This is a genomic window from Protofrankia sp. CiP1_Cm_nod4, assembly GCF_982290645.1.
Map to the genome: position 1 here is coordinate 1,770 of NZ_CEVIVC010000054.1, position 5,138 is coordinate 6,907.

Annotated in this window: 6 protein-coding genes and 1 pseudogene; 5 read left to right on the forward strand and 2 right to left on the reverse strand. The window is 68.9% G+C overall.

All coding sequences use genetic code 11. The annotated features are described in order from the left end of the window. Positions 1-392: 392 nt before the first annotated feature. Positions 393-992: a PIN domain-containing protein gene (locus tag AC5LSR_RS12405; RefSeq protein WP_250281683.1), complete on the reverse strand. Its 600-nt coding sequence runs from the start codon at positions 990-992 to the stop codon at positions 393-395. Between the two features lie 4 nt (positions 993-996). Next, on the reverse strand, positions 997-1,521 hold the full coding sequence (locus AC5LSR_RS12410) for a helix-turn-helix domain-containing protein (protein ID WP_250281680.1): 525 nt from the start codon (positions 1,519-1,521) through the stop codon (positions 997-999). A 495-nt stretch (positions 1,522-2,016) separates the two neighbouring features. On the opposite strand from AC5LSR_RS12410, the gene AC5LSR_RS12415 reads away from it, so the two are divergent. The 5 genes and pseudogenes from AC5LSR_RS12415 (at position 2,017) to AC5LSR_RS12435 (ending at position 4,976) form a co-directional block, all read left to right on the forward strand. Continuing rightward, positions 2,017-2,196, forward strand: coding sequence for a trypco2 family protein (locus AC5LSR_RS12415; RefSeq protein ID WP_250281678.1), 180 nt, complete (start codon positions 2,017-2,019; stop codon positions 2,194-2,196). A 60-nt stretch (positions 2,197-2,256) separates the two neighbouring features. Then, positions 2,257-3,094: pseudogene (locus AC5LSR_RS12420) on the forward strand (IS5 family transposase). Positions 3,095-3,130: 36 nt separating this feature from the next. After that, positions 3,131-3,577, forward strand: a complete 447-nt coding sequence (locus AC5LSR_RS12425) for a hypothetical protein (RefSeq protein ID WP_250281676.1) — start codon at positions 3,131-3,133, stop codon at positions 3,575-3,577. After that, the gene (locus AC5LSR_RS12430; protein WP_250281675.1) at positions 3,559-4,536 is read left to right on the forward strand and encodes a hypothetical protein; all 978 of its coding nucleotides are present in this window, start codon (positions 3,559-3,561) and stop codon (positions 4,534-4,536) included. Before AC5LSR_RS12425 ends, AC5LSR_RS12430 begins: the two co-directional genes overlap by 19 nt. 143 nt (positions 4,537-4,679) lie before the next feature. After that, complete coding sequence (locus tag AC5LSR_RS12435; RefSeq protein WP_250292008.1) at positions 4,680-4,976, forward strand: helix-turn-helix domain-containing protein; 297 nt, start codon at positions 4,680-4,682, stop codon at positions 4,974-4,976. The last annotated feature ends 162 nt before the right edge of the window (positions 4,977-5,138 follow it).

Below are 5,138 nucleotides of genomic sequence, written 5' to 3' on the forward strand. Positions count from 1 at the left end.
GGCGGCATCAGGGCTCGTGGTCGTTTCAACAACCCCGTATTGTTGATCATAGTGTTCGGATCGCATGGTTGGACGCGTGAAAACGATGATCGATCCGGAGGACGTCAAGCAGGCCAGAAGCATGATCAGAAAATGAGCGGACCTAACGCAGCGGCATGAGAACCGATCGATCTTGGTGGAGAGTTCCGAAATCGCGGTCCGCTCGGTCGCCGCATGTGTCCCGATCAGGAACGACGCCCAGCGACTGCCACAGTAGGCAGGTCGCCTGCCGGGTCGAACGTGCGTTCTGTAGATCTGGTAGTTTCTGGCGCTTCCGCCCGTCTGGTGACCGCTGTTGCGGGGATTGTGGTGCGGGCGAACGACCAGACCTGCGCCGAGCCGGGGCCGCGTCACTACGGAGCCGGTGCTGCCGTTTGACCGAGTGCGACAAGAAGGCGTTCGCCGAATGCCGGGGTGCCGTGGGCATGCAGGTAGGTAGCGATGTCGTAGGCGGTCAGCGTGGGGCCGGATCTGCCGGTCCTGGCGGCGATGGCACGAACGGCCTTGACAACGAGGTCTGGGTGGAGGTCGAGTTCGTCGAGGAGGAAGTCGTCGAGGGACTGGCGGGTCAGGGGCGCGGGCAGCGCAGCGGGTGGAAAGTCCGCGAGGTTGTCGGTGATGATCACGTCGGCTCGGCTGGCCACGGCGGCGGCGACCACGTGTCGGTCGTCGGGATCGGGGAGTTCGATGGTCGGCACGAGCCGTTCCCAGCCGGTCACGGGCGCTTCCGGGAAGGCGGTCTTCATCTGCCGGAAGAGGCGGGTGAGGTAGGCGTCGGTTTCTTCTGGCGCGGTTCCGCGTTTGCCGAGCAGCACGCGCAGGGTACGTTCGAGCTCGTCCAGGATCTCGGTGGACCACAGCGGCCGGTAGGCACCGGTGCTGGCGATCTCAAGCAGCACGTCGCGGGCCCTGCTGGGCACTAGAACACAGGTGTCGAGCAGCGCGGAGAACATCTGGTCAGCCTTCGGCGTTCTTGCGGGCGGCTTTCAGCGCAGCCCGGGTCTCGTCGGGGCTGACGTCGTAGAGGCCGAGACGCTCGGTGTCGGCGACCATGTCAGCGAAGGCGAGATCAGCGGCATGGCGTTGGCGCCGCCGGTACTCAAGAAGGTCGTCGAGGCGGACCTTGCGGTGACGGCTGGGCTTCTCGAACGGGATGGCGCCGTTCTCCAGCAGCCGGACCAGGGTGGTGCGGGAGATACGGAGCAGATCCGCGGCTTCCTGGGTGGACATCGTCAGATGGTGCGGAGCCACCGTGACGCCCAGGCCCGCCTTCATCGCCGCGGCGACCTGTAGAAGGACGTTGAACATCGGCTCGGGGAGCTCGACGCTGTGCCCGTCCGGGCCGGTGAGCCGAGGCCGTGAGCCGGCGGTCCGCCGGTCGCGGTCGCGAAGCGCGGCCAGGAAGTCAATGATCTCACCGGTGTCCTCATCCGGCAGGTACGTCTCGTCGTGGAGCGGTTCAGGTCGGACGGACGAGGTCATGAACGGCCTCCAAGACGATCGGAGCGATCGACATACTCGTTTCACTCGATTCTACGCCGACCGCTTGATGGTAGCCGTCCGCTGACGGACACCGCGCCCATCCCCAGCTCGAACGGGCACCCGACACTCGACCGCCATCGGATCAGTGCGCCGGAGCTCTCAGGCCCGGAGCCCAGGAGCGGGTGCATAGTCGCGGCGGCGACTCGGTCGGGTGAGGATCTCGACGCTGTCGATGGCCTGGTCGATCGCGCCAGGCAGATGGCCAAGGGGGCCGTCGGTGCGGTGTCCGAGGCGGGTGAGGAGAGCTCGCAGCTGTGGATCGCTGATCGCATCGGTCAGCGCACGGGTGAGGCGCTGCGCGCCGAGTACCTGTTGCTGTCAGCGGCTGCTGTCCGACGCGCGGCCAGATGTCGTCGGTGTGGTCGGCCGGGTCGGGGTGTCGGGGTCGCGGTCGTTCGATGGGTTCGGAACGTTCCGCACGATAGGGGGGCTGGGATGGCTGACGAGCCGTGGGTGGAGCTGTCGGACGCGATCGGGGCGTTGCGCCGGGAGCTGGCGGCGGCGCGGCTGGCGGGTGCCGGTGAGCCGGCGCGGTTCGCTTTGGGGCCGGTGGAGCTGGAGTTCGCCCTTGAGAGGGTGTTCTGCAGGCTTTTGCCGGTTCTCGACTTGGGTTGATCTTTGGGGTGTGGGGCTGATCGTCTTGCGTTCGGTGGCGGGTGCGTTGTGCTGGAAGGCATGACAGAACGCAGGCCGTATCCCAGTGATCTGTCCGATGAGGCGTGGGAACTGATCTGTCCGGTCGTCACCGCGTGGAAGGCGCGGCATCCGTCGGTCAGTGGGCATGAGGGCCGTTACGCGCTGCGGGAGATCGTGAACGCGGTCCTCTACCAGGCCCGGACCGGCTGCCAGTGGCGTTACCTCCCCCACGACCTGCCACCGGTCAGCGCGGTCTACTACTATTTCGGTGCCTGGCGTGACGACGGCACCACCGAGACCGTGCATGATCTGCTGCGCTGGCAGGTCCGTGAGCAGCACCGCCGCCACGCCGATCCGAGCGCGGTCGTGCTGGACTCCCAGACGGTGCGGGCCTCGACCAACGCCTCGGCGGACACCACCGGCCTGGACCCGGGGAAGAAAAGCCCAGGCCGTAAACGTGGGATCGCCACCGATACCCTTGGTCTGCAGGCTCGCGGTGACCGTGGTCGCCGCGAGCGTGCACGACAACACCCTCGGCGCCGCTCTGCTGGACCGGGTGGCCGCCGCCGTCCCATCGGTGCGCAAGGCGTGGGTGGACGCCGGGTTCAAGACCACGGTCGTCGAGCATGGGGCCGGCCTGGGGAGCGACGTGGAGGTCGTCGGCCGCCCGCCGGGAGCGCGGGGGTTCACCCGGCTGCCGAAACGGTGGGTAGTCGAGCAGACGTTCGGCACGTTGATGTTGCACCGGCGTCTGGCCCGGGGCTACGAAGCGAAACCGTCGAGTGCGGTCGCGATGATCCGCTGGTCGATGGTGGACGTGATGGCACGCCGGCTGACGCGTGCTGCCACGGCGACCTGGCGTGACCCGCGGGTCTGACCCGCGGGATGCACCGGGAAAGGTGCCACAGTGTCGATGAACGAGTTGCTGGAGCAGAGCGAGGCCCGGCGGGTGCGGGTCGGGCGGACCATCGACGCACTCCAGCAGGAGATCGCCGGGCTCGGTGAGCAGCTCGCCGCCGCGCGCCAGGCCCTGGAACGCCTGGAGATCACCCGCCGGACAGTGCTGGAACTGACCGCCGAGGACACCACACCGGCCGAGCCTCTCCCACCCGGCTACCGCGACGTGCTGGCCCTGTTCACCCAGGACGACGGCGACGGGCTCCACGCCAAGGACGCCTGCCGGGCACTGGGCCACGGCACCGGACCCCGCCACGTCGAGAACATGCGAGCCAAACTGAAAAGGCTGGTAGACCGGGGTGTTCTCACCGAACCCGAACCCGGCCTGTTCACCCGGCCCCACCCCACCCCAGAGATCAACCCAAACTGGGAACCGGCAAAAGCGTGCAGAACACCCTCTTAGAACAGGGACACGGCCCGCCTCCCGGCGGGGATGCCGGGACGGTCGAGGACCGTATTCTGGCCCGTGAGGCCGACTATTGGGATCGGTTCGCCCGGACCCGTGGCCTGCGCTACGAGCCGGCCACGTTGCGTTCGTCCGTGCTCACCTCGACGTTGTGCGGGGCCGCGGACGCGGCGGAAGCGGTCGCCACGATCGGGCGGGTTCCGCTGCTCGCCGGGATCCGCGGCGATCCTGATCGCCGGCTCGCGGTGGCGTCCTGGCTGCATGAGCTGCATCCGCCCGACACCGGCGACGGGGTGGGTGCGGCGTACTGGGCGGGGTTGACACCCGACCGGCTCGGGGAACACCTGGTCGCGGTTGATCTCGCCGCGGACCGTCCGGACCTGGCGGGCACGCTGCTGGCCGATGCCTCGCCCGGGCAGGCTGTCCAGGCGCTGACCGTGCTCATGCGCGCCCGGGCCCATCAGCCGCGCGCTGCCGGCGAGGTACACCGGCTTGTGCGCGCTCACCCCGGCCTGCTCGGTGCCGCGGCGCTGGTGGTGGCGCGGCAGGTCGATGACCCGTCGGTGCTGCTCGACGCCGTCGCCGATGTGGCGCCCCACCTCACCGTCGATCATGTTCGGCTGCTGGTGAGTGTGCCCCCGGAGCGCAGTCTGATCCTCGACGGTCTCGCCGTAAAGATCACCAATCGCGCTGTTGATCTTTTTCGGGAATGTGCCGTCGCCGATCCCGACGCCTTTCTGCCCAACCTGGCCACGTCGCTGAACAACCTGTCACTGCGGCTGGCTGATCTGGGGCGGCGGGAAGAGGCCCTGGCGGCTGAACAAGGACGAGATGCAATCCTCAGGAACGTCAACAGACGGGATAACGCTCCGCGGGGAGATGCCGGTACGGCAAGCGCACGTAGGCTGACGACGTGGCGCGACCGACTCCGCGATCGGAGACGGCGATGCGGATAACTCGTCGTGCCATCGCTGGGGACGGATGTAGCTGTTCGCCAGGACGCGGATGCGGGAGGCCGCCGAGGTGTCTCGGGCGAGGCGTGTGCTGGCGCGCTGCCTGGCCGAGTCACGCACGGTGGGCGGGGGCGAGGAGGACGGCGATGGCTGAGCGGGCGGACTGGGCGGAGCTGAGGGAACGGCGGATGGGCGAGCCGGGCGCGCGGGAGGCGTACCAGGCGGCCAGGCTGGCGTTCGAGCTGGGCCGGGCGGTGCGGGAGCTGCGCCTGCGGCGTGTCTGGAGCCAGGCTGAGCTGGCTCGGACGGCAGGCATGACCCAGTCGGCGGTGGCCCGGTTCGAGGCCGGCGGGACAGTACCCACACTCCCCGTGCTGGGTCGGCTGGCCGAGGCTCTCGACGCTGACCTCGACGTTCGCGTCACCCCGCGCTCCGCGGCGTAGGCGACAGCGGTGGCCACGGGATTCGCCGGGGACGTGGTCCCCGGCGTGCACGTCATCGTGGACGGTTACAACGTCACCAAGCGTGGGTACGGTTCGTTGACGCTGCAGGCGCAGCGCGCCCGGCTGCTGTCCGGGCTCGGCGCGCTGGCCGGCCGCGCGCCC

Bases quoted from the DNA above. Each gene is read 5' to 3' on its own strand.
- AC5LSR_RS12405 (WP_250281683.1), bottom strand. From the start codon at position 992: ATGTTCTCCGCGCTGCTCGACACCTGTGTTCTAGTGCCCAGCAGGGCC.
- AC5LSR_RS12410 (WP_250281680.1), bottom strand. From the start codon at position 1,521: ATGACCTCGTCCGTCCGACCTGAACCGCTCCACGACGAGACGTACCTG.
- AC5LSR_RS12415 (WP_250281678.1), top strand. From the start codon at position 2,017: ATGGCTGACGAGCCGTGGGTGGAGCTGTCGGACGCGATCGGGGCGTTG.
- AC5LSR_RS12425 (WP_250281676.1), top strand. From the start codon at position 3,131: ATGAACGAGTTGCTGGAGCAGAGCGAGGCCCGGCGGGTGCGGGTCGGG.
- AC5LSR_RS12435 (WP_250292008.1), top strand. From the start codon at position 4,680: ATGGCTGAGCGGGCGGACTGGGCGGAGCTGAGGGAACGGCGGATGGGC.